This is a genomic window from Stenotrophomonas sp. GD03794 (assembly GCF_029842145.1).
GTDB lineage: Bacteria > Pseudomonadota > Gammaproteobacteria > Xanthomonadales > Xanthomonadaceae > Stenotrophomonas > Stenotrophomonas riyadhensis.
The window spans coordinates 101345-124529 of the sequence record NZ_JAOCFV010000002.1; the positions used below are offsets into that span (position 1 = coordinate 101345).

Genomic DNA, 23185 nt, shown 5'->3' on the forward strand with positions numbered 1-23185 from the left:
CTCTGATGGACCGCAACGACCTGCTCGACCGCCTGTGTGCGGCACTGCCCGAGGGCAGCGCCTGTGGTGACAACCTCGAATACGATCCGGCCTTCCTGGCCCTGGACCAGGCGGCGGCGGCGCGCGCCGAGCGGGTCGTCGGCGACAGTGTGCTGGCCGCTGAAGAACCCGACTGGGACCGGGTCGGCGAGCAGGCGCTGGCACTGCTGCAGCGCACCCGCGACCTGCGGGTGGCGGTGCATCTGGCCACGGCATGGAGCCGGCAGCAGGGCTGGGCGGGTTGGGCCGATGGCCTGCGCCTGGTGCAGGGCCTGCTGCAGCAGCATTGGGCCGGGGTGCATCCGCAGCTGGATGCGGAAGACGATGACGACCCGACTGCCCGGGTCAACGCGGTGCTGGCGCTGGCCGATCCGCTGGGGGCACTTGGTCGCCTGCGCGTGCTGCCCTTCGTGCAGTCGCCGCGGCTGGGGCGCTTCGCCCTGCGTGAGCTGCGTCTGGCCGAAGGCACGTTGAAGGGGGCGGCAGAGTCCCCGCCTTCGCCGGGCCTGGAGGAGATCGACGCCTGCTGCCTGGATTGCCCGCTGGAGATGCTGGCGGCCAGCACCGAGGCTGCGCGGCAGTCGCTGCAGGCGGCACGTGCGATCGATCAGTTGCTGGGTGAACAGCTGGGACCGGCGGCTCCGGACCTGAAACCGCTTCTGGACGATCTGGCCACGCTGGATCGCTACCTGCAACCGCGCTGGCAGGCACGCAGCGGCAGCCAGGCCGGTGCGGGCGACGAGGAACATGACGCGTCACAGGACAGCGACAGCGCAGGTCCGGTCTCAAGCCGCAGCCAACGCATCGAAAGCGCCGACGATGTGCGCCGGCGGCTGGACGAGATCTGCGAGTACTACGCGCGCTGCGAACCGTCCAGCCCGGTACCCCTGCTGCTGCAGCGGGCGCGTCGCCTGGTCGGTGGCGACTTCCTCGCCCTGCTGCGTGACCTGGCGCCGGGTGGCATGGACGAAGTGGGACGGGTGGTGGGCCGCACCGAATAGACCCACGCCCTGCGTGGAGGGGCGTCGCCCGATGGGGCAGAGCCCTTTCCTGCGGAAAGGGATCCGACCCTGTCAGATCACCAGCTGTAGAGCTTCCAGTACACCGGCGAAACGCCGTCCTTGTCGTTGTCCATGCGGCCATCGCCGTTCTTGTCGTACATGTAGAACGGCGCACCGCGCGACGGGGTCACCTTGACCATGCGCAGCTGGCCGGACACGCGGTATTCCTCGATGACATCGCCGTTGTCCATGGTGCGCTTGGACACATCCGCGCCCTTGACGTCGACCGGGGGAGCGCCCGCGCCACCCATGCTGGCGCAGCCGGCCAACAGGAGCAGGGAGGCCAGCATCAGAGTCTTCATGGGTGGGGTTCCTTTGCCTGGAAAGAGCCTCGATTATGCCCCATCGCCGCGTACGTGCCGTGTCGCCGCGGTGCAGGCACGGGCGCGTAGAATCGACCCATGAGCAGATTAGTCCTGATCGACGGGTCCAGTTACCTGTACCGCGCGTTCCACGCGCTGCCGCCCCTGTCCAATGCACAGGGTGAACCCACCGGCGCGCTGTTCGGCGTGGTCAACATGCTGCGCTCGACGCTGAAGGAGCGCCCGGCCTACGTGGCGTTCGTGGTCGATGCGCCCGGCAAGACCTTCCGCGACGACCTGTACGAGCAGTACAAGGCCAACCGCCCGCCGATGCCCGATGAGCTGCGCAGCCAGGTCGAACCGATGTGCCGCATCGTCGAGGCGCTGGGCATCAGCATCCTGCGCATTCCCGGCGTGGAGGCCGACGATGTGATCGGCACGCTGGCGCTGCAGGGCCTGGCGCAGGACCTGAAGGTGACCATCTCCACCGGCGACAAGGACTTCGCCCAGCTGGTGCGCCCGGGCATCGAACTGGTCAACACCATGACCGGCAGCCGCATGGATTCGGATGCGGCGGTGATGGACAAGTTCGGCGTGCGCGCCGACCAGATCATCGACCTGCTGGCGCTGATGGGCGACACCGTCGACAACGTGCCGGGCGTGGAGAAATGCGGTCCGAAGACCGCCGCCAAGTGGCTGGCCGAGTACCAGCACCTGGACGGCGTGATGGCGGCCGCGCCGACCATGAAGGGCAAGATCGGCGAGAACCTGCGCGCCGCGCTGGAGCGGCTGCCGCTGAACCGCGAGCTGGTGACCATCCGCACCGACGTGGAGCTGGACGCCAGCCCGACCACGCTTGCCCTGCGTGAGCAGGACGTACCGGTGCTGACCGAGCTGTACACGCGCTATGGCTTCACCCAGGCGCTGAAGGAACTGGGTGCACCACTGCCGGCGCCCGCGGCGGCCAGCGAAGCTACCCCGAGCCTGCGCGGTACCGCCGCCGGTTTCGCCCGTGGCAGCGCCGAGGCCCCCGCTGCTGGCACGCTGGATCCGGCGCTGGCCGCGCCAGGTGAATACGAGACCGTGCTGACCAGCGAGCAGCTGCAGGCCTGGGTCGAGCGCCTGCAGCAGGCCGATCTGATCAGCTTCGATACCGAAACCGATGCGCTGGACGCGATGCGCGCGCGCCTGGTCGGCGTCAGCCTGGCGGTCGAGCCGGGCAAGGCCGCCTATATTCCGGTCGGCCACGATTACCCGGGCGCGCCGGCGCAGCTGCCGATGCAGCAGGTGCTGGATGCGCTGCGCCCGGTGCTGCAGGACCCGGCAAAGAAAAAGCTGGGCCAGCATGGCAAGTACGACCTGCATGTGCTGCGCCGCCACGGCGTGGACGTGCAGGGCTACCACGACGACACCATGCTCGAGAGCTTCGTGCTCAACTCCACCGCCACCCGCCACGACATGGATTCGCTGGCCCTGCGTTACCTGGGCTACAGCACCATCAAGTTCGAGGACGTAGCCGGCAAGGGCGCCAAGCAGATTCCGTTCTCGCAGGTGGGCATCGACGAAGCCAGCCGCTATGCGGCCGAGGACGCCGACGTCACCCTGCGCCTGCACCGCGCGCTGCAGCCGCAGCTGCTGGCCGAGCCGGCGCTGGACAGCGTGTACCGCGACATCGAGATGCCGCTGGTGCCGGTGCTGACCACGATCGAAGCCAATGGCGTGCGGATCGACACCGACGAACTGCGCCGGCAGAGCCAGGACCTGTCCTCGCGCATGCTGGCCGCGCAGCAGAAGGCCACCGAGCTGGCCGGCCGCAGCTTCAACCTGGATTCGCCCAAGCAGCTGCAGGCGGTGCTGTTCGACGAGCTGAAGCTGCCGGCGGTGGTGAAGACCCCCAAGGGCCAGCCCAGCACCAATGAAGAGGCGCTGGAGGCGATTGCCGACCAGCACGAGCTGCCGCGGGTGATCCTGGACTACCGGGGCCTGGCCAAGCTGCGCAGCACCTACACCGACAAGCTGCCGGAGATGGTCAACCCGGACACCGGCCGGGTGCATACCAGCTACCACCAGTCCGGTGCTGCCACCGGCCGCCTGTCCTCCTCGGACCCGAACCTGCAGAACATCCCGATCCGCACCGAGGATGGCCGCCGCATCCGCCGCGCGTTCATCGCCCCGGAGGGCTTCCAGCTGCTGGCGGCCGACTATTCGCAGATCGAGCTGCGGATCATGGCGCATCTGTCCGAGGATCCGGGCCTGGTGCGTGCCTTCGAACAGGGCGCCGACGTGCACCGCGCCACCGCCGCCGAGGTGTTCGGGCGCACGCTGGAGGAAGTGACCCCGAACGAACGCCGCGCGGCCAAGGCGATCAACTTCGGGCTGATGTACGGCATGAGCGCCTTCGGCCTGGCCCGCAACCTGGGCATCGACCGCGGCCAGGCGCAGGACTACGTGGCGCTGTACTTCAGTCGCTACCCGGGCGTTCGCGACTTCATGGAGCGGATGCGCCAGCAGGCCCGCGACCAGGGCTACGTGGAAACCCTGTTCGGCCGCCGCCTGTACCTGAACGACATTCATGCCCGCAACCAGGGCTTGCGCGCCGGTGCCGAGCGCGCTGCGATCAACGCACCGATGCAGGGCACCGCCGCCGACATCATCAAGCGCGCGATGGTGGATGTGGACCAGTGGTTGCGTGACAGCGGCGCACCGGCACGGATGATCCTGCAGGTGCACGATGAACTGGTGTTCGAAACCGAAAGCAGTTTCGTTGAAGACTTGCGTTTGCAGGTGGTCGAGCGCATGTCGCAAGCGGCCAAACTGCGGGTGCCGTTGGTGGTCGATACCGGTGTCGGTAACAACTGGGACGAAGCCCACTGAGTGCACTTCAGGCCGAAAACGACGTGAATTCGTTCATCCGTCGGAGCTTTCTGACTCGATCATGAATGTTGCCCTGATGGAAGTTCATTAAATTGGGCCCCTTCACGAACCGTTAGTGTTCGGAGTGCTTCTATAACTCTCGACAGGCGCAACGCCTGTTGTGGATCTCTCCCATCCCCTGGAGCAGATCTCGGAACGGGGACTCCTCCCCAAGTGCCCGTTCCCCGGCCCCGTTGACCTCCCCCTGGTCAGCGGGGCTTTTTATTTGTGCTGTCACAACCTCGGATGGGGTCAGATCCCTTTGCCCATCGGGCAAAGGGATCTGACCCCGGATGCTAGGCTGGGCCACCGATCCGCAGGGGAAGACAATGCCCGACCTGTTCGCACTGGCGATGCCGTGGTGGGAATTCATCCTGCGCGCGGTGGTGGTGTATGTCGTGGTGCTGGGCATGGTCCGGCTCAGTGGCAAGCGCCCGCTGGGGCAGATCACCCCGTTCGACGTGCTGCTGGTGGTGCTGCTGGGCAACGCGGTGCAGAACGCGCTGCTGGGCACCGATACCTCGCTGGGCGGCGGCCTGCTGCTGGCGGCGACCCTGATCCTGCTCAACTACGGGGTGGGTTGGGTGAGTACCCGCAGCCGGCGGGTTGAACGCCTGGTAGAAGGAGAACCGGTGGTGATCGCACGCGATGGCCGCCTGTTCGACGCCGTTCTGCGGCGGGAACAGGTCACCCGCTCGGATTTCGAGGCCGCCATGCGCCAGCAGGGCTGCCTTGGCGTGGAAGATGTCGAGCTGGCCCTGCTGGAGATCAACGGGCACATCACCATCATTCCCAGGAAGAGCACCTGACCTTGCACAGCCGAGCCATGCTCGGCTGCACTGGGTTTCAGCCGAACATGGGCTCGGCGCTACGCGGCATCGTTCATGGCGTGCAGCGGGCGTTGCCCGCAGCAGGCTTGCGCTCGTAATAGGCGAAACGGTTGCCGCTGTCGATGCCGACCAGGTTGCCGTTCTGCAGCAGTTGCAGCACGAAGTCGCTGCCGATATCGCGATGGATGAGGATGCGGCCTTCGCGCAGGCTCGCACGCAGTGGCTGTTCGCGGCCTCCGGCCTCGACCACGCCATCCTCGAGGAAGCGCAGCTGCGACAGCACGCTGCGCTCGGCTTCAAAGCTGCCACAGGGCATCGCGGTGGCTGGCACTGGCGTGAGCGCGGACGCGGAGGCGCTGGCAAGAACGGCAAGGTCCTTGGCAGGCCCGCAGGCCGGGGCATCCGCGCGCTGAGCACAGGAACGCTGCAGCGCATCGCGGGCCTGCTGCAGGCGGCCACCGCTCCACAAGGCTTCGGCGACGTCGGCGCAGAATGTTTCGCCCTGTTGCACGCGGCACAGCTCGGTCAGCTCATCCAGCTGTGCGGGCGGCAGCGGCGCATCCACCGAATGCTGCAGGCCGAGCAGGGCCTTGCCCATCATTTCCGAAGCGATCTTCCTGGCCACTGCGGTGCAGCCCTCGGCGTCGAACGACGGTGACTCCTCCTTGCAGATCTCGGGCATCGGCGGTTCGGACGTTTTCGGCGCTGCGTCCTTGGCCTGCTGCTGGTAGGTCTCCAGCAGCTGCGTGCAGGCCGCGCCCACGCCCTCAGCACACCACGCGTGCAGCTTCACCGGTGCGGCCTCCGGCAGCGCCTCCAGGCACTCGGAGGTGTTCATCACGCAACCATCTTCGATGGGCTCGGGCATCGTCTTGCAGGCGGCGGCGTGATCACGGGTGAACTCGCGGTAGGGCGTGTTGATCGTGCGGTCGTTGTCCGAGAAGAACCAGTTTTCCAGGCGTCCCGTGGACAGGTTGCCGGTGCCGAGCACGTCTTCCTGGCGGGCGATGCGCAGTTCCTCGGTGGCCTGGTAGGGGCCGGACAGGAAGGCGTGGCCTTCGCTCTCGATGGTCAGCGTGATAGTGCCGCCGCTGTCCTTGTAGGTGCCGCAGGCCATCGACTGCGCGGCCGCCGGAAGGCTGGCCGAGGCCAGTGCGAGCGACAGCAGGAAGCGCCAGCCCGCAGCGCGGGGACGGAGGGGAACAGCAGCAGGCATGACGTCATCCTTGAAGAAGAAAAACACGACCGGTCCGATACAGGACGGACCAGGTAGGGGAAAGCACCACGCCTCAGGCGTAGCGCTGGAAGATCAGAGCCAGTCGCGCGGCACCAGGTAATCGGCCAGGCGTGCCTCGGCGCTGCCCGCTTCCGGACTGAAGCCGTACTCCCAACGCACCCGCGGCGGCAGGCTCATCAGGATGCTTTCGCTGCGGCCACCGCTCTGCAGGCCAAACAGCGTGCCGCGGTCGTAGACCAGGTTGAATTCCACATAGCGGCCGCGACGGTACAGCTGGAACTCGCGTTCGCGCTCGCCGTAGGGGGTGTCCTTGCGCTGCTGCACGATCGGCAGGTAGGCATCCAGGAAGCCATCGCCGACCGCACGCAGATAGTCGAAATCGCGCTCGAAATCGCCGTGCAGGTCGTCGAAGAACAGGCCGCCGACGCCGCGCGTTTCATTGCGGTGGCGCAGGAAGAAGTACTCGTCGCACCAGCGCTTGTGTGCGGCATAGCGCTCATCGCCGAACGGTGCGCACAGGTCGCGCGCAACCCGGTGCCAGTGCTGCACGTCCTCGTCGAACGGATAGAACGGGGTCAGGTCGAAGCCGCCGCCGAACCAGCTGGCCACCACTTCGCCGTCGCGCTGCGCCTGGAAGAAGCGCACGTTGGCATGGGTGGTCGGCACGTAGGGGTTGAGCGGGTGGAACACCAGCGACACCCCGGTGGCACGCCAGGAGGCGCCGGCCAGTTCCGGACGGTTGGCCGAGGCCGACGGCGGCAGGCGGCTGCCGGCCACGTCGGAGAAGCCGATGCCGGCCTGCTCGAACACCGCGCCATCACGCAGTACGCGGGTACGTCCGCCACCGCCCTCGGCACGCTGCCACAGGTCTTCCTGGAAGCGGGCCTGGCCATCGACGGCCTCGATCGCCGCACAGATGCGGTCCTGCAGGTCGGTGAGGTAGGCGCGCACGCGCTCGAATTCGTTCATGGCGCGTACTTTACCGCAGCGCCTGCCCAAAGCTGCGGGCAGGCCCTGGCGGGCTCAGCGCTTGCGGTTGGAGTTGCGCGGCGCCGGAGCGTCGTCCTCGGCTGCCTCGTCAACCGCCTTCTGCAGAGCACCGCCCAGCGTGATCAGCTCCCAGTTCTGGGTGCCGAGCACGTCGCAGGCCACATGCAGGCCACTACGGTCGGCCTTGCACAGCTGCTCCAGGGTTGCCCGTGCGTCCAGTTCCGCGCCGTTGCCCTGCGCGGTCACCAGGTTCTCGCACCCTTCGCGTACGCCGGCGCGGCAGACCGTGGTGTAGTGCTCGGCGGCCTGCAGCCAGTTCCCGGACAGCGCAAGGCGGTTGCCGAGAATGTTGCAGCCCTGCAGCTTGCCCTGTGCGCAGCAGGCTTCGGCCCCATCCTCGTTGGCCAACGCCAGCGGGCAATCCTGTGGCAGTGGCAGCACCTTGAACTGCTTCGGTGCACTGCAGCGGCTCGAGCCCTCGCCAGTGGGGACGAACACCTGGAAGCGGGTCCAGGTATCCAGGCCCAGCAGTTGGCCGCCAGGCAGCGGGCGCAGCACGAAGTCGCCGCCCCGGTCGTGGCGGATGCGGATGTCGCCCTCTTCGACGCGTGCGCGAAGATGGCTGCTCCAGCCCACGCCAACCAGGCCGGCATCGCCGAAATCCAGCGTGTCCATCAGGCCGCCATCGGCCCGGTAGTTGCCACAGGGCAATGCAGTCGCGGGCTGCGGTCGCAGCGATGCGCCCACCGCCTGCAGTGCGGGCAGACGCTCACAGACGGAGCGCTCGTTGCCGGCGGTGCAGGCCGCCGCCAGGGCCTGCACCGCCTGCAGGAGATCTCCCGACTCCCAGGACAGTTCGGCCACGCGCTCGCAGAAGCCGGCCTGCGCTGTCTCCCGGCACAGTTGCAGCAGTTGCTGGCGTCGCTGTACAGGCATGATCACCGGTGAGTCCGGGCCAGCCATCGTCACCATGGCTTCGGTCATGGCGGCCGTCATCGCGGCCTTGACCAGCTGCTCCTGCACTGCGGGGTCGGCCTCGAGTGCGGCTGCACACGCCGGGGTTCCCTGTTCGAAGCCGCCATCGTCACAGGCGGCGGGGAGTTTGATGCCCGACAGGGCCGCGTCGAGCGCTGCCTTTGCCAGGGCGGGATCGGCCTCGACCGTGGGTTTAGCCTCCTCGTGCCAACGATCAGCCAGTTGCAGGCACATGCCGGGCACGCCCTCGCGACACCCCGCTTCCTGCGCGGTCGGGGTCGCTTCGCGACGGTTGTCCAGGCACGCCGCCGCATCGGCCAGGCAGCTGCCTTCAGCCGGCATGGCCGCTGCGGCGCACTGTGCGGGGGTCTGCAGGAGGTAGACCGTGCCATCCACCTCGACCGTGCGGCCACGATCGCGAACCTGCAGCGCACTGGGCAGGCCGTACTCCAGATTCACCAGTTGCAGCTTCCCGTCGATCTGCTGGAACACGACCGGAGACGGGGCACTGCCGAAGTGCTTCTGCTCGCCACGGTTGGGTGAGCTGATGCGCAGCGTGCTGCTGCCTTCATCAGCCTTGAACAGGCCGCATTGCAGTGACTGTGCGGAGGCCATCGGCGCGGCCAGCAGCAACGCCCAGGCCAGCCAGCGGCGGCGCGGTGCGGGTGAATGCATGTCGTCTCCTTGACGATCGAACGGGAAACTCCAGGCGCTACGGCGAACCACGGCCCTCGCGCGGGGGCATGCATTGTGCCGTGCCTGGCACGGGCTGGTAACGCTGGTAGGCCGTCTGGTTGTCCATGCCGAGCAGGTCGCCGTTGCCGAGCTGGCGCAGTACGAACGTTTCGCCGTTCTGTTGCAGCTGGACGGCGCCTTCGTGCAGGCGGGCCTGCGTGCCATTGCCGAAGTCGAAACTGTCGAACTGGCCACCGTCGGCCTGGTAGCGGCCACACGGCACATGTTGGAGCGCCACCAGGTGCAGGTCGGCGCCGAGTTCACGCAGCGGTGCGGTACGTTCGCAGGCACTGACGCGTCCAGCATCGCAGACCACCTGCAGGGCCTGCACCGCCAACGCAGGTTGCAGCGCGTCCAACTGTTGCGCGGCTACTTCGATGCAGAAGCGGCCACCACGGTGTTGCAGGCACAACTGCTGCAGCTGTTGCAGCGCCGCCAGGGGCAACGGCGGTCCCTTCGGTGCCTTCTCGGCCTGTTCCAGGCGCTGATCAACCCGTCGCATGGCGGCAGCCAGATCATCGTCGGTCAGCGCTTCGCAGACCTGAGGATCGTGGGTGGGGGCGTGCTCGCGGCAGGCTGGCGGGCGCTCGAAGTGCGCACTGCCGGCGCCATCGGTCGCTGCCGCGGTGTTGCTTTCGAGTCTCTGCTGCAGCAGCGCCGAGCAACCGGCGCCCACACCCTCGTCGCAGGCGCGCCGGGCCTGGCCGGGCGAGGCCGTTGGCAGCTGCACCATGCAGTAACTGCCAGCAGCGCGGCAGCTGCCGGCCACAGCGCTGGGCTCGACAGCGCAGGCCCTGGGCTGGCGCAGGGTATAGACCACGAACACGTCGTCCTCGATGCGCCGCCCATCGGCGCTGATCCGGATCGGCTCCGCCACGCCATCGTCGAGCATGACCAGGCGCGTCTGTGCCGCACTGCGATCGACCCACAGCGGCTCCGGCTCACCGATGCCGTTGTCGCGGTAGCCGCTGCTGGGGGTGGTGAACACCAGGGCCATGCCGTCGTCGACGCTGCGGTACTCGCCGCAGCGCAGGGCATCGGCACTGGCAGGCAGCGCGGCGAACAGCAACAGGGCAGGGAAAAGAGTCAGCAAGCGCATGCGACGGTCCTTGTCGTGCGAGAAGGGGACGGGGCTCAGTGGAAGCGCGAGCGGATGTCGGGTCGCAACAGGCGCCAGGCCAGCCAGCCCTGCAGGCCCAGGAACAGCACCGAAGTGCCCAGCAGGGTGAAGGTCATCATCCAGCGACGCGGCTGCAGCGATTGCTGCATCTCCGGCTCGTCGGCAAGCAGCACGATCATGTCGCGCATGAACACGTCCAACCACCAGGTGATCGCGAAATTGGCCAGTGCGCTCACCAGCAGCATCACCACGAAGCACCACAGGCCCCAGCGGCGCTCGCGCAGCAGCCCCCAGCTGGCCACGGCCGAGACCAGGCAGAGCAGTGCGGTGATCATCGAGGCACCCACCGGGTGCGCCAGCAGCCAGGTCAGGCTGTGCATCTGCCGATGCTGTGCTTCACCCGCCAGCTGCTGCCAGAGTGGAGCGTCGTGCAGCGGCCACACCAGCAGACCCTGCAGCGCGAAATAGCCGGTCAGCAACGCGGACAGCCAGAAGGAGGCCTGGACCAGTGGCCGAATCCACGCGTGGTAGGGCGAAGGCTGCAACGAGGGCGGCGGGAGCGGCACTGACATCCGGTGTCCTTGCAATCGGTGCCCGCGCGATCAGCGGGCCGTCACCCGGGTGGCGACGGCCGGCAGGATATGGTGTTCGCTCAGCGGTGCCAAGGGCAGGCCGTGCGGTGGCTGCAACGGCACCCAGGCCAGTTCGGCGATCTCCGCGCGTGCCTGTGGCATGCCGTCCACCTGCACCCACCAGGCCTGGGCCTGCACGCGGTGGCCGGGCTCGTTCACCGCCCAGTCCTGGAACGTGCCCAGCGCGATGGAGGCATCGGTGCACAGCTGCACGCCGAGTTCCTCGTCCAGCTCACGGGCCAGCGCCTGCAGTGGCGCTTCGCCGGGTTCGGGCTTGCCGCCGGGCTGGATGAAGCGGGTGGCGCCGTGCTTGCGCACCACCAGCGCCCGGCCGCGGTCATCCAGGATGACCGCGGCCACGATGTGGATCGTGGCCGCGGCGTTGCTCACTTCAGGTTCTGCTCGAACAGCTTGAGGATGCGCTTGTACTGGTCCAGCCAGGAATCGGCGCGGACGTAGCCGTGGCGCTCCAGCGGGTACGGTGCGATCGACCAGTTGTCCTTGTGCAGTTCGATCAGGCGCTGGGTGAGGTTCACCGAGTCCTGGAAGAACACGTTGTCATCCATCATGCCGTGGGCGATCAGCAGGTTGTCCTGCAGGTTCTGCGCGTACTCGATCGGCGAGGACACGCGGTACGCCTCCGGATCGATGTCCGGGGTGTTGAGGATGTTGCTGGTGTAGCCATGGTTGTACTGGTGCCAGTCGACCACCGGGCGCAGCGCGGCGCCGGCCTTGAACGTACCCGGCGAGCGGAACAGCGCCATGAAGGTCATGAAGCCGCCGTAGGAACCGCCGTAGATGCCGGCATGATCGCGGTCACCCTGCTGGGTATCGACCAGCCAGTCCAGGCCGTCCTTGTAGTCTTCCAGTTCCGGGTGGCCCATGTTGCGGTAGATCGCCGTACGCCAGTCGCGGCCGTAGCCCTCGCTGCCGCGGTAATCCATGTCCAGCACGATGTAGCCCTTCTGCACCAGCAGGTTGTGGAACATCTGCTCGCGGAAGTAGGCCGGGTAGCGCTGGTGCACGTTCTGCAGGTAGCCGGCGCCGTGCACGAACATCACGATCGGGTACTTCTTCCCCGGTTCCTTGTTTTCCGGTTCGTAGTACTTGGCCCAGACCACGCCGGCGCCATGCTTGGATGGCACTGCCACCAGCTTCGGCTGGATCCACTGGCGCGCCTTGTAGTCAGCGGTGCGGGTGTCGGTCAGCACGCGGGCCTGGCCACCGGTGCTCGGCAGCACGGCCAGCTGCGGCGGCAGGTAGGCGCCGGAGTAGCGCACCAGCAGCTGCTGGCCGTCCGGCGACAGCGAGAAGTCTTCCACGCCGTTGAGGCTGGTCAGCTCGCGCACCTGGCGGCTGCCGGTGTCGACCGCGCAGACTTCGTAGTCATGCGGGGCCTGCTGGTTGCACAGGAAGTAGAAGCCCTTGCCATCGGCCGACGGCACCGGCGCCGAGGTTTCCCACTTGCCGCTGGTCAGTGCCTGCGGCTTGGCGGTGCCGGCCTGGGTGTACAGGTGCGAGAAGCCCGATTCCTCCGACAGCAGCCACAGCGTGCGGCCATCGGCCATCCAGCCGAAATCATTGAAGCCCCAGTTGATCCAGCCGTTGTCGGTCAGGCGATGGCGGTTCTGCACGCGGCCATCGGCAGCGTTGACGCTGATGATCCAGCGGTCCTTGTTGTCGTTGGCACGCAGCATCACCGCGGCCTGCTGGCCATCGGGGCTCCAGCGGATGCCACCGCCCATGAAGTCGCTCATCACCTGCAGGCTGCGCTCGCCCTTCAGCGCGTCCTTGCCGGCCTTGCGGCGCAGCTCGGCCAGCGGATCGGTGCTGATGCCAGGCAGGCCGGCCAGCGAAACCTTCTCGGCCTTGCCGGTGCGCACGTCCACGTACCACAGGGTGTGCGGCTCGAAGCCGTTGCGGCCGACGCGGGTGCGGGTGTCTTCGGTTTCCTCGTAGCCCGACTCGGTCACGTACAGCGGCATCTTGCCGCCGCGGCCGTCATCGAAGTCCTTCGGCTTGGTCACCACGATCAGGTGGGTCAGGTCCGGCGACAGCACGCTGTCGGCGATCTCCACGTCGGTGCCCAGGTACACCGGACCCGGTGCGCGGGTCGGGTCGGCCTGGCGCCAGCGCTGGTCCTGGTCCTTCAGTGCTTCGCGCTGGTCGCGGTCGCGGCGCAGGGTTTCCAGCGTGCGCAGCTGCTGGTCGCGCAGCACGTCGGCCTTCGGCGGCGTACGCGGATCCTTCTCGGCCTTCAGGCTGGCCACCTGCTGCACACCGCTGGCGGCGGTCCAGTGGAACCAGTTCTGGCCGACGCGCCAGATCACGCCACTGTCGGCAGCGAAGTTCACGTTGCCCGCGCGCTCGTTGCTGCGGGTCAGCTGGGTCAGCGCGCCACTGCGCAGGTCGCGTACGAACACGTCGCCATTGCGGACGAAGGCGCTGCGGCTGCGGCTGCGGTCGTAGACCGGCTCGGCCACGTCCAGGGTGCCGCGCTGGTCATCGGCCACCTGTGCGGCCACGCCACCGGCCACCGGCTGGCGGAAGGTATCGCGCACCGGGCTGCCGTTGCGCTTGAGCTGGTATTCCACCTGCTGGCTGTTCCACGACCACCAGGCCTTTTCGACCGGCGGACCGATCCAGTCCGGGTCGGCCATGGCCTGTTCGATGGTGATCGGCGTCGGCGCGGCATGCGCAGCCGGTGCGGCCAGCACGGCCGACAGCAGGAGGGACAGGGGCAGCACTCGGGACATGGGCGGACGGCACCAGAAGAGGAAACCGGCCAAGCGTAGCAGCCGCAAGGGCCGGGGGCAGGGGCCACAGGTCATGGCAGCGGAATCGGCAAAATGGCCCCCTCCAAGTCGCTGCGACGGCGTGTGCGGCATGATGGCCATTCCGTTCGGATGGAACCGATATGTACTGCTACGACTACAGGATCTCGCTGCGCGTGCAGCACCCAACAGAGGTCGGCGCCGGGATTGCCGCCCGGCTGGATCTGGAACCGGCGTTTTCCCGAGACATCGGAACCGGGTGCCGGGATCGCGACGGCAGCCTGATCAGGGGGCATGCGGAGACCCGCGTGGTGTTCGTACTGGAGAGGGGCAAGGACGGCTGGGTGATGGATGCCTGGCCGGCGTTGGTCGATCTCCTGCGGGCACGCGCCGATGTGATCGGGGAACTGCTGCAGGAGGGGGCTGCGATCGGCGTGCGTGTCGGCATCTTTGGAAAGACCGCATGGGCGGGTTTTGTGCTGGATCAGCAGTTGCTGCGACTGATGGCGGACCTGCAGCTGGGTTTCCAGGTGGAGACCTATTTCCCGGACCCGGCGGACACGCCCGGCGCCAGCGACGAGGTGGCAGGCAGCTAGTGCAACCGGTTGCCGTGGTCGCGCATCCATTCTCCTGAACCCGCATCATCCATCGAACAGGAGCCCGACCATGCAGGAACTGATCCCGATCACCCTCTTCATCTGCATCGCCTACGCGATCCATGCCATTGCCGATGCGCGCGCGCGCAGCAAGCTGGTGGCCCCGCACGTGCCGGAGGAAGTGATCCGCTCGCTGGCCGTGCTGGAAGAAGAGCGCCGCCGCCAGGGCGCGCTGCGCTGGGGCATCAGCCTGGTCAGCCTGGCCGTGGCAATGGGCCTGCTGGAGGCGATCGGTGCACGCGAACTGACCTTCGGCGCCGCCGCCGCGATGGTCGGCAGCGCCGGCCTCGGCCAGCTGCTGGCCTGGCACTTCACCCGTCCCGCCGTCCGCAAGGGCTGAGGCAGGCATGCCACGGGCACAGGGGGCGCCCCGCGCATGAGCCTGCTGGGTGGAGCATTGGCTGCATTGCGGGGGCGTCGCCGCGACGTCCCCGCCGAGCCCATACCCGACGCAGATGACGACCGCGCTCTGGTCCGCGCCATCATCGATGGTTCGCAGCCGGCGTTCGCGCAGCTGGTGCAGGCGCATCAGCGCACCTGCGCGCACGTGATCGGTCGCATGGTTGGCGACCGCGACCAGGTGGCCGATCTGCTGCAGGAAACCTTCCTGGCGGTGTTCCGCCAGTTGCACCGGTTCCGATTTGAATCTTCGTTGCGTACCTGGGTTTCGCGGGTGGCCTACACCACCGCGCTGCAGCACCTGCGACGGCGACGCCTGGAAGCGCAATGGATGGTTGCGGTGGAGGTGCCGGAAGAACTTGGCATCGGTGATGAAGGCCCGGGCCCGGCCGAACTGAGCGAGATGCTGCAGGCCGGGCGCCAGCTGGGCGCGGCACTGGAACGGCTGAGTGCGCCACAGCGGCTGATCGTCGGGTTGCACTACCTGGAGGATTTCGATCTGGCCGAGATCGAGCAGGTGACCGGGCTGGCGCGCGGTACCATCAAGAGCCACCTGCACCGCGCGCGCCAGGTCCTGAAGCAGGAACTGACGCGGCACGCCTCCGCTGGAGAACTGCTGTGAACCTACCAACCGACCCCCGCGATGCGGAAGAGCGCGCGCTGGCCCAGGCGTTGCGTGAGCAGGCGCAGCAGGAAGACGCGCCGGATGTGAGCGAGGCGCTGCAGAAGCGCATTACTTCTGAATCGCGCGACAGTGGTGTGTGGTACGTGGTGGTGCAGGTGGTGCTGGTTGGGGCGTTGGTGGCGGCAGGCGTCTGGTACTTCCGGGGCTGAATCGCAACCTCGTTGGGCCGGCCCGCCGGCCCCGCCGTAGCGACGTCCCGGACGAAGCATGAACAAATTGTGTTTTGTGAATACAAATGTGAAGATCGCCGCCTTGGTTGTGTCGCCATGGATGGCGGAAGCATTTCGCGTTCCCCGATGGCGAGCAATGCGCCTGACAGGAATCAGCAAGTGCAACTCGAAAACTCGTACCACCTTGGTCGGCCCAGCCTTCTGGCGTTGGCGATCGTCGGCTTCGGAGCCTCCTCTTTCTCCCCACACGCGCAGGCAGCACGCCACTGTGTGACGACCGTGACGGGGATGACGTTCAACCAGGAAAGCCAACCGGTCTCAGCGTCCCAGGTCGAATGCTGGGACGATGGCATCGTGGATATGGGCTGGGGTGGCTGGGGTGGTGGCGGTGGCAACAGCAACAACGGTGATTGGGATCGTGGGCCCGGCGCTGGTTCGGGCGGGTCGATCACCACGCCAAGCGTCGAAGAGCAGCGCACCGCCGACAAGCTGGAAAAGGCACGTTGTGCTGGCGAAGTGAGCGGCAACCCCGTTGTGCTTTCGACAGGCAATAAGGTCGAACCTGAAGTCGATTTCAGCAGCGAAGGTGCAATGCCGCTTCGACTGTCGCGTACCTACAACTCCTTCTGGAGTGGCCGTGGTCTTTTTGGCCGATTCTGGCTGAGCAACTTCGACTACTCGATTACTGTCGCCGCCGACGGGAAGACGATCTGGGCACAGAGGCCCGATGGCCGTCGGATCCGCTTCCAGCGTGATGCCGCCAGCGGCAACTTCGTTGAACAGAAGGCATTGCCGATCGCCTACATCGTGCGGAATCAGGACGGTTCGCTGACCCTGTTCAACGACGTCAATGGGCATGAGACATACTCGGCAGCAGGGCGAATCACCACCCGCGTGAACGAACAAGGAATAGGTTGGACTTTCACCTATCGCGGGGACTATCTCGACCGGGTGACCCATACGTCGGGACGCTTCGTGGCCTTCGAATGGGCCAACGGCATGGCGGCAAAGGTCACGGATCCGGCGGGGAATGTCTATCGCTACTATTACGACCACAACATCTTCGGAAGTGGGGCAGGGTCCGGTCGTCTGACCAATGCTCTGTTGCCGGGCAGCACGATCACGTACTTCTACGAAGATAATCGCTTGCCCGGGGCACTGACCGGTAAGGCATTCAACGACACGCGCTACTCGACCTTCACCTACGACGCTGAAGGGCGAGCAACCTCGACCCAGCACAGTGGTGGCGTTGAACGCTTTCAGTTCGCCTACGATGTGAAGAGCAGCAAGCCGGTCATTCCGCCACCTGCGCCGCTACCGCCCGGCGGCTACGTATTCAACGAAGAGCGGCGGATGTGCGAGTACGGACCCAATGGTGTGCAGAACTGCCACGGGCCACGCCTGGTGGATGAGCCCATGCAGCAGTTTGCGATGGCTGCTTCGGCCCCGGTCGCGCAAGCGTCTGACCCGGCAAAGGCGATTCCGGTACGCATAGATGTTACCGAGACAACGCCCCTGGGCCGTAAGACCACCTATGCGTACCAAGACGATCGCTTGGTCTCGGTGTCCGGTGCCGCCGGAAGCTGCCCTGCAAGTTTCAAAGAGAAGGCCTACGACGAAAACGGCTACGAGCGACGCACCACCGACTTCGCGGGCGTCGTGACCGAGTACAGCTACGACGGCCAGGGCCACATCCTTCGGCGCGTGGAAGCCGCAGGTACGCCCGTGGCGCGGACCTGGACCTACGAATGGGACATGGCGAACAATCGCCTGCTGTCGCAGACGCTGGCAGGCCAGGCCACGACACGGTACAGCTACGACGCCAGGGGGCGCATCCTTAGCATCACGAACAAGGACCTGACTGCGGCTGGTGCGGGTCGTGAGCAGCAGGTTACCTATGGTTATCGCCTGCACGGCAATGGCCTCGTCGCCGAAATGACGATCGATGGCCCACTGCCGGGTACAGGAGACCGCTCCACCCTTCAGTACTCGGTGGCGGGGGACTTGATCGCCTATACCAATGGATCGGGACACAGCATCCGCTTCGAGAATCACAATGGCCTTGGAAAGCCGGGTCGGATAACGACTGCCAACGGCGCCATCAATGACTATGTGTACGATGCACGTGGCCGCACGATCAAGGAAACAAGCACGGTCGACGGGAAGCCGTTCACCACGACCTACAGCTATACACCCGCCGGCCTCGTGGATACGGTTGTCCACCCCGACGGCAGCCAGGTCCACAACTACTATGATTCCGCGCTGCGTCTTTTGGAGACGTGGTCTCCCAACAAGCGTGGTGGGTACTCGCGAAGGGCATTCGGCTACAACAATGCATCGCAGGTGACCTTCGAGCAGGTAATGGAAACTGCATACCCTGTCACCACCCAGGTGACGGGTGCGATTGACCGCGTGACCCACGACACCAACTGGAACTGGTACGTTGAAGGCTGGGCGTGTTCCATGGGCATGGACGGATCCATCGACGTCCACGTTTACGCCAATGATGCTGCAGGCGGGTCTTCCTTCCTTGGTGGCAACACTGCCAACCTCGTGAGCGAGCCGCAGGTTGCTACGTCCTGCAAGGCGGGTGGAAGCAACTACCGGTATCACATTGGCCTGCCCGCCGATCTGCGCCTGCAGCATGGCGGGAAGACGATAACGGTCTACGGTATCGCCGTTGATGGCGGGCAGAATCGATCGTTGGGTGGAAGCGGAGCTTCGGTCGTGCCAGCGCCTATGGTCGTCGGGAACATCGATGAAGTCAGTCACGATTCTAACTGGAACTACTACGTTCGCGGATGGGCATGCGCGACCGGAGTCGCTCGCTCCATCGACGTTCACCTCTATGCAGGCGGGGCCGCAGGAGCAGGAACGTTCGCAGTCTCGGGTTCGGCGAATCAGGCAAGCGAGCCTGGAGTGGCAGCGGCATGCCAGATTGGCGGAGGGGCTTATCGATTCACTCTCCCGCTTGACGCAGGGATGCGTCGTGCCCATGGCGGCAAAGGTATTTTCATCCATGGCATTTCGCCGGCAGGAGGGCCGAACTCGCTCGTTGGACCGCAGGGCGGATTTACGGTTCCCGCAATGCTGCGTGGCGCTGATCTGATCAATCCCGAGCGCGGCACTTCACTCAGTGATGAGCAGACGTGGAGCGTTACATTCACGGTACGAAACACGGGTAACACCGTCTGGAATCCGGGAAGTACTGCGATGGTGCTCAACACCGGGGAGCAGATCGCATTGGGTCACAGGGTGCTCCCCGGCGAGCTAGCGCAGTTCAACTGGAGCTATGAGGCCACTGCAGAAGCGCTGACCAGAACACACGTCCGCTACTTTCAGATGATGGACGCGGGTATCCGCTTCGGACCGAACCACGAGTATCGCATCACCGTTGGCGGGAAGGGCAGCGGCCCCAACTGCAGCGGCGTCAACTGCTACGAGGAAGAATGATGAGTTCTGGATTGTTGATACTGGCGTCGGCGGTGATTCTCAGCAAGTCGATTGAGTACGATGAACTGGGCCGCATGACCGTTGAGCGTGGAAACAACGGTCAGCTGACCCGCCATGAGTACGATGCAGAAGGCCGCCGCACCGCGACGGTAGATTCTCTGGGACGCAGGCTGGTCATGACTTACGACGCGTTGGGGCGGATGTCAAAGGTGACGCATCCCGATGGCGGGGTGACCTCATATACCTATGACACGGCGGATCGCGTGGTCCAGATCAGAGACCCTCGTGGCAAGGTTACCCTCTATGAATTTGACGGGCTGGGCAACCTGCTTGCGCAGGACAGCCCCGATTCGGGAACGACTACGCTGGCGTACAGTCCGGCGGGCCTGTTGTTGGCGAGCACGCGCGGCGATGGCATAAACACCTCGTACCAGTACGACGGCCAGGGACGCCTGCTGCAGGCCAGTGCCGCTGGGCAGGTGCAGACCTACCGCTATGACAACTGTATGAACGGCAAAGGCAGGTTGTGCTCTGTCACAGAGGGTGGAGCGATCACCTCATTCAGTTACACACAGGACGGACAAGTTGCCGAGCGCGGTGACGACGTGCGCCTGGGAACCGTCAGCCAGCTGCTGACGATGCGCTACAGCTACGACGAGATGCGCAGACCGAGAACCATCACCTATCCCGATGGTATGCAGGTTCAATACGAGTACTCGGATGGGTCGCCCTACGCGATGACCGTCATCCAGAACGGTCAGGCGGTGCGCCTCGTTGACAAGGCAGAGTACCAGGCGGGCGGTGCCCGTCGATCCATGCAGTTCGCCAACGGGCTGCAGGAGCGTCAGGAATTCGACGTCGACGGGCGCTTGAAATCGAGGGTTATCGCAGGCGCGAATTCAACGGTGCTTTCGAAAACCTACGCTTACAGCAGTGGCAACGAAATTACCCGAATCGACGATGCAGTTGAACCCGGTGCTTCCCAGCAGATCGGCTATGACAGTCTTGGCCGTATTTCCGAGCAGCAGCGAGGTGGGAAAGGCCACACGATGCGCTACGATGAAAACAGCAACTGGACGATTTTCGGCGAAGGTAACCACACCCGCACCTTCAGCATCGATGCAGGCAGCAATCGTCTGCTTGGGTACTCGTCCAACAAGCCTGGCGATGAATCACGCAGCTACAGCTACGATGCGATGGGGAACCGGACCGCAGAGCATGCGGCTGGCGACGAGCGCACCTACGGCTATTCAGCGTTCAACCGGATGACATCCTCACAGGTCAACGGATATGGCACTCAGTATCTTCTCAATCCGCTTGGCCAGCGCTTGGCGAAGATCAACCCGGCCGGTACCAGCTATTACACGTACGCCGGGCAGAACAGGTTGATGTCGGAACGAGGCAGTGGCATATGGAGCAATTACCTTTGGTTCGATGGTGAGCTGGTTGGACTGTCGCGGCAAGGGACGATTTCCCAGATCCACGGCGATCACCTCGGCCGTCCTGAGGCCGCCAGCAACGCAGATCGGGCAGTGGTCTGGCAAGCCTACAACTATGCATATGGACGTTCTGTGCGAACGGACTCCATCGGTGGTTTGAACATCGGTTTCCCCGGTCAGTACTTCGATCAGGAAACGGGGCTTTGGTACAACGGATTCCGGGACTACGACGCGGCCATAGGCCGGTATGTGCAAAGCGATCCGGTCGGGCTGGCCGCGGGCAGTAATACCTACAGCTACACCGGGGCCAATCCAATCAGCCGTGTGGACCCTCTCGGTCTGGACACCTTGGTAATCCTCGGGGGTGAGACATCAGGCAACGCCGCTGGACACGTGGCCATCGCGTTCACGGGAAAGGGTGTTTACAGCGATGGAACCCTGACGGACTACGGTAGCTCACTTACAGACTATCTAAACAAGCAGTCCGAGTACCGAACCAGTACGTTGATTACGATCAAGACCAGTCCGGAGCAGGAGGCGCGAATGATCGCGCAGCTTGAGACCAAGAGGGGAATTCGCCTGCCCAATCCCAAGTCTGAACCGGTAAAAGCCTGGGGAGACACCTGCGCGACGCGCACCCAGGACGCTCTGACGGCCGGCGGAATTCGCTCGATGCTCATGCCGTTCCGCAGCCCATTCCCAGTATCGGTGGGCGGTATTGCAGCGATGAACGCGGCAAGCATTTCCATGCTTTGGCAGGGCTCAACTGCGCCCTCTGCCTTTGAGTCGTTCAACCCGGATCATTGAGGCGCATATGCGGAAAGTCTCAACGGCGGTTCTCCTGTCTGCGGTCGTGCTTGGCTTCGTCTACGGCTACTTCCGATTCATGCAGAGCGATGAATTGGGAGCGAAGTATGAGAACTCCCTGCTGCAGGCAATGAACGCACGCTATGAAAACTCCGAGCATACGAAGAGCCTCATAGCAGAGCGTATGGCCGATGGGACCGATTCCGATGTGATCGGGCTGCCACGTGCTGGGGTTGCGAGAGGCTATGTATGGTTCATCGCCAATCCGAAAAGTGTCCCCCTCGTCAAGAAGATGCCTGCTGACTCGAACTATCGTTTAAGTGAGGCGCAGATCGAGGAGATTGCGTTGAGGGTCCGATTGGACCCCGCGATCAGGGGATACCTGCTGGAGAATCGTCAATGATGAATCGACTGGGGGCCAATGGCCCCCAGCGCTGAGGACGGTTCATCACTTCCCCGGCCGGTCCCTGCGACAAAGTGAAGCAGCGCGTCACCCGGTCGCATCCCACCTTAACGAAATCCTCCTAAAGTGGTCCGGTATCCCACCGGTCACAGGCAGGAGGCGTCCCTTGGACGCGTTGTTGTTGTCCCGGATCCAGTTCGGATTCGTCATCAGTTTCCACGTGCTGTTCCCCGCCTTCACCATCGGTACGGCCAGCTGGCTGGCCTTCATCGAATGGCGGTGGCTGCGCACGAAGTTGCCCGTGTGGCGCGAGCTGTATTTCTTCTGGCAGAAGATCTTCGCCGTGTCGTTTGGCATGGGCGTGGTCAGCGGCATCGTCATGGCCTTCCAGTTCGGAACCAACTGGCCACGATTGAGCGAAGTGGCCGGCACGGTCATCGGCCCGCTGCTGACCTACGAGGTGCTGACCGCGTTCTTCCTGGAAGCCAGCTTCCTCGGCGTGATGATGTTCGGCTGGGGCCGGGTCTCGCCACGCCTGCATTTCCTGTCCACCTGCATGGTGGCGCTGGGCACGCTGTTCTCCACGTTCTGGATCCTGTCGTCCAACAGCTGGCTGCATACGCCGGCCGGCTACGAGATGGTCAACGGCATCGTGCATCCGGTGGACTGGTGGCGGGTGGTGCTCAATCCCTCGTTCCCCTATCGCCTGGCGCACATGGCGCTGGGTTCGTTCATCACTACCTGTTTCGTGATTGGTGGCGTGGGCGCGTGGTACCTGCGCAAGGGCACGCACGTGGAAGCGGGGCGGCGCATGCTGATCGCAGCGGTGGCGTTCGCCGCACTGACCGTGCCGGTACAGATCTTCGTCGGCGACATGCATGGCCTGAACACGCTCAAGCATCAGCCGATGAAGATCGCGGCGATGGAGGCGCATTGGCATGAAACCAAGGAAGGCGAGGGCGTGCCGCTGGTGGTGTTCGCGCTGCCGAACGAGAAGGAAGAGCGCAACGACTTCGAAGTGGCCATCCCGAAGCTGGGCAGCGTCATCCTCACCCACAGCCTGGACGGCACCTTCGATCCGCTCACCTCGGTGCCGGCCAGCGAACGTCCGCCGGTGACGCCGGTGTTCTTCGCCTTCCGCATCATGGTCGGGCTGGGCACGTTGATGCTGCTGCTGGCCTGGGTGTCAGCGTTCCAGCTGTGGCGCAGGAAGCTGCTGGATTCGCCGTGGCTGCTGCGCGGCTGGAACTGGATGCTGCCCAGCGGTTTCATCGCACTGCTGTCCGGTTGGTTCGTCACCGAGATGGGGCGCCAGCCGTGGGTGGTGTATGGCGTGCTGCGCACCGCCGATGCGGTGGGGCCACAGAGCGCGTGGATGACCGCGCTGTCGCTGGGCGTCTATGTGGTTGGCTACGCCTTCGTGTTCGGTTGGGGCATCTGGTACCTGGTGAAGATCCTGCGGCATGGGCCGCAGCCGTATGCCGAGGGGCCGTCGCTGGACCATGGCAGCCATACCCCGGCACGTCCGTTGTCGGCCGCCGACGAACCGCTGGAGGAGCGCTGAC

The 23185-nt window shown here is 65.3% G+C and carries 19 protein-coding genes; 11 read left to right on the top strand and 8 right to left on the bottom strand.

Going from position 1 to position 23185, the window contains the following annotated elements; translation table 11 throughout:
• Window positions 1-5: 5 nt before the first annotated feature.
• Entirely contained in the window at window positions 6-1040 is a 1035-nt protein-coding gene (gene tssA, locus N5D91_RS01890) for a type VI secretion system protein TssA (protein ID WP_180854157.1), read from the top strand.
• Window positions 1041-1117: 77 nt separating this feature from the next.
• Here the strand turns inward: tssA and N5D91_RS01895 are convergent, their stop codons facing one another.
• Complete coding sequence (locus tag N5D91_RS01895; protein ID WP_110714140.1) at window positions 1118-1402, bottom strand: DUF2782 domain-containing protein; 285 nt, start codon at window positions 1400-1402, stop codon at window positions 1118-1120.
• Window positions 1403-1501: 99 nt separating this feature from the next.
• Between N5D91_RS01895 and polA the strand changes: the two genes are divergently transcribed.
• Together polA and N5D91_RS01905 are read left to right on the top strand one after the other, a co-directional pair.
• Window positions 1502-4276 carry a DNA polymerase I gene (gene polA, locus N5D91_RS01900; protein ID WP_164162193.1) on the top strand — a complete coding sequence of 925 codons (2775 nt, stop codon included), beginning with the start codon at window positions 1502-1504 and terminating at the stop codon, window positions 4274-4276.
• A 368-nt stretch (window positions 4277-4644) separates the two neighbouring features.
• Complete coding sequence (locus N5D91_RS01905; protein WP_110714138.1) at window positions 4645-5124, top strand: YetF domain-containing protein; 480 nt, start codon at window positions 4645-4647, stop codon at window positions 5122-5124.
• Window positions 5125-5197: 73 nt separating this feature from the next.
• Here the strand turns inward: N5D91_RS01905 and N5D91_RS01910 are convergent, their stop codons facing one another.
• The 7 genes from N5D91_RS01910 to N5D91_RS01940 all read right to left on the bottom strand — a co-directional run bounded on the left by N5D91_RS01910 (window position 5198) and on the right by N5D91_RS01940 (window position 13590).
• Window positions 5198-6361, bottom strand: a complete 1164-nt coding sequence (locus N5D91_RS01910; RefSeq protein WP_180854158.1) for a hypothetical protein — start codon at window positions 6359-6361, stop codon at window positions 5198-5200.
• A gap of 93 nt (window positions 6362-6454) precedes the next feature.
• On the bottom strand, window positions 6455-7351 hold the full coding sequence (gene hemF, locus N5D91_RS01915; RefSeq protein WP_180847353.1) for an oxygen-dependent coproporphyrinogen oxidase: 897 nt from the start codon (window positions 7349-7351) through the stop codon (window positions 6455-6457).
• A gap of 54 nt (window positions 7352-7405) precedes the next feature.
• Complete coding sequence (locus N5D91_RS01920) at window positions 7406-9022, bottom strand: hypothetical protein (RefSeq protein ID WP_180854159.1); 1617 nt, start codon at window positions 9020-9022, stop codon at window positions 7406-7408.
• Window positions 9023-9059: 37 nt separating this feature from the next.
• Complete coding sequence (locus N5D91_RS01925) at window positions 9060-10181, bottom strand: hypothetical protein (RefSeq protein WP_180854160.1); 1122 nt, start codon at window positions 10179-10181, stop codon at window positions 9060-9062.
• 35 nt (window positions 10182-10216) lie between these two features.
• The gene (locus tag N5D91_RS01930) at window positions 10217-10774 is read right to left on the bottom strand and encodes a hypothetical protein (RefSeq protein ID WP_180854161.1); all 558 of its coding nucleotides are present in this window, start codon (window positions 10772-10774) and stop codon (window positions 10217-10219) included.
• Window positions 10775-10804: 30 nt separating this feature from the next.
• A complete protein-coding gene (locus N5D91_RS01935) occupies window positions 10805-11224 on the bottom strand; it encodes an NUDIX domain-containing protein (RefSeq protein WP_071228602.1) in 420 nt (139 codons plus the stop codon).
• Window positions 11221-13590 carry a S9 family peptidase gene (locus N5D91_RS01940; protein WP_180854162.1) on the bottom strand — a complete coding sequence of 790 codons (2370 nt, stop codon included), beginning with the start codon at window positions 13588-13590 and terminating at the stop codon, window positions 11221-11223. Before N5D91_RS01940 ends, N5D91_RS01935 begins: the two co-directional genes overlap by 4 nt.
• A gap of 161 nt (window positions 13591-13751) precedes the next feature.
• On the opposite strand from N5D91_RS01940, the gene N5D91_RS01945 reads away from it, so the two are divergent.
• The 8 genes from N5D91_RS01945 to N5D91_RS01980 all read left to right on the top strand — a co-directional run bounded on the left by N5D91_RS01945 (window position 13752) and on the right by N5D91_RS01980 (window position 23184).
• The gene (locus tag N5D91_RS01945; protein WP_180854163.1) at window positions 13752-14204 is read left to right on the top strand and encodes a hypothetical protein; all 453 of its coding nucleotides are present in this window, start codon (window positions 13752-13754) and stop codon (window positions 14202-14204) included.
• Between the two features lie 70 nt (window positions 14205-14274).
• Entirely contained in the window at window positions 14275-14604 is a 330-nt protein-coding gene (locus tag N5D91_RS01950) for a hypothetical protein (RefSeq protein ID WP_164136907.1), read from the top strand.
• A gap of 36 nt (window positions 14605-14640) precedes the next feature.
• Window positions 14641-15285, top strand: coding sequence for a sigma-70 family RNA polymerase sigma factor (locus N5D91_RS01955; RefSeq protein ID WP_099485150.1), 645 nt, complete (start codon window positions 14641-14643; stop codon window positions 15283-15285).
• A complete protein-coding gene (locus N5D91_RS01960; protein ID WP_099485149.1) occupies window positions 15282-15497 on the top strand; it encodes a hypothetical protein in 216 nt (71 codons plus the stop codon). The genes N5D91_RS01955 and N5D91_RS01960 overlap by 4 nt, the downstream gene beginning before the upstream one ends.
• 180 nt (window positions 15498-15677) lie before the next feature.
• Window positions 15678-18971, top strand: a complete 3294-nt coding sequence (locus tag N5D91_RS01965; RefSeq protein ID WP_158229703.1) for a DUF6531 domain-containing protein — start codon at window positions 15678-15680, stop codon at window positions 18969-18971.
• Complete coding sequence (locus N5D91_RS01970; protein WP_158229702.1) at window positions 18971-21217, top strand: RHS repeat-associated core domain-containing protein; 2247 nt, start codon at window positions 18971-18973, stop codon at window positions 21215-21217. Before N5D91_RS01965 ends, N5D91_RS01970 begins: the two co-directional genes overlap by 1 nt.
• A 7-nt stretch (window positions 21218-21224) precedes the next feature.
• Complete coding sequence (locus tag N5D91_RS01975) at window positions 21225-21620, top strand: hypothetical protein (protein WP_164162183.1); 396 nt, start codon at window positions 21225-21227, stop codon at window positions 21618-21620.
• 166 nt (window positions 21621-21786) lie between these two features.
• The gene (locus tag N5D91_RS01980; RefSeq protein ID WP_279907100.1) at window positions 21787-23184 is read left to right on the top strand and encodes a cytochrome ubiquinol oxidase subunit I; all 1398 of its coding nucleotides are present in this window, start codon (window positions 21787-21789) and stop codon (window positions 23182-23184) included.
• Window position 23185 lies beyond the last annotated feature (1 nt).

What these genes read in the sequence shown, in the direction of transcription:
- tssA (WP_180854157.1), top strand. Translation starts at nt 6, where the DNA reads ATGGACCGCAACGACCTGCTCGACCGCCTGTGTGCGGCACTGCCCGAG.
- N5D91_RS01895 (WP_110714140.1), bottom strand. Translation starts at nt 1,402, where the DNA reads ATGAAGACTCTGATGCTGGCCTCCCTGCTCCTGTTGGCCGGCTGCGCC.
- polA (WP_164162193.1), top strand. Translation starts at nt 1,502, where the DNA reads ATGAGCAGATTAGTCCTGATCGACGGGTCCAGTTACCTGTACCGCGCG.
- N5D91_RS01905 (WP_110714138.1), top strand. Translation starts at nt 4,645, where the DNA reads ATGCCCGACCTGTTCGCACTGGCGATGCCGTGGTGGGAATTCATCCTG.
- N5D91_RS01910 (WP_180854158.1), bottom strand. Translation starts at nt 6,361, where the DNA reads ATGCCTGCTGCTGTTCCCCTCCGTCCCCGCGCTGCGGGCTGGCGCTTC.
- hemF (WP_180847353.1), bottom strand. Translation starts at nt 7,351, where the DNA reads ATGAACGAATTCGAGCGCGTGCGCGCCTACCTCACCGACCTGCAGGAC.
- N5D91_RS01920 (WP_180854159.1), bottom strand. Translation starts at nt 9,022, where the DNA reads ATGCATTCACCCGCACCGCGCCGCCGCTGGCTGGCCTGGGCGTTGCTG.
- N5D91_RS01925 (WP_180854160.1), bottom strand. Translation starts at nt 10,181, where the DNA reads ATGCGCTTGCTGACTCTTTTCCCTGCCCTGTTGCTGTTCGCCGCGCTG.
- N5D91_RS01930 (WP_180854161.1), bottom strand. Translation starts at nt 10,774, where the DNA reads ATGTCAGTGCCGCTCCCGCCGCCCTCGTTGCAGCCTTCGCCCTACCAC.
- N5D91_RS01940 (WP_180854162.1), bottom strand. Translation starts at nt 13,590, where the DNA reads ATGTCCCGAGTGCTGCCCCTGTCCCTCCTGCTGTCGGCCGTGCTGGCC.
- N5D91_RS01945 (WP_180854163.1), top strand. Translation starts at nt 13,752, where the DNA reads ATGTACTGCTACGACTACAGGATCTCGCTGCGCGTGCAGCACCCAACA.
- N5D91_RS01950 (WP_164136907.1), top strand. Translation starts at nt 14,275, where the DNA reads ATGCAGGAACTGATCCCGATCACCCTCTTCATCTGCATCGCCTACGCG.
- N5D91_RS01955 (WP_099485150.1), top strand. Translation starts at nt 14,641, where the DNA reads ATGAGCCTGCTGGGTGGAGCATTGGCTGCATTGCGGGGGCGTCGCCGC.
- N5D91_RS01970 (WP_158229702.1), top strand. Translation starts at nt 18,971, where the DNA reads ATGAGTTCTGGATTGTTGATACTGGCGTCGGCGGTGATTCTCAGCAAG.
- N5D91_RS01975 (WP_164162183.1), top strand. Translation starts at nt 21,225, where the DNA reads ATGCGGAAAGTCTCAACGGCGGTTCTCCTGTCTGCGGTCGTGCTTGGC.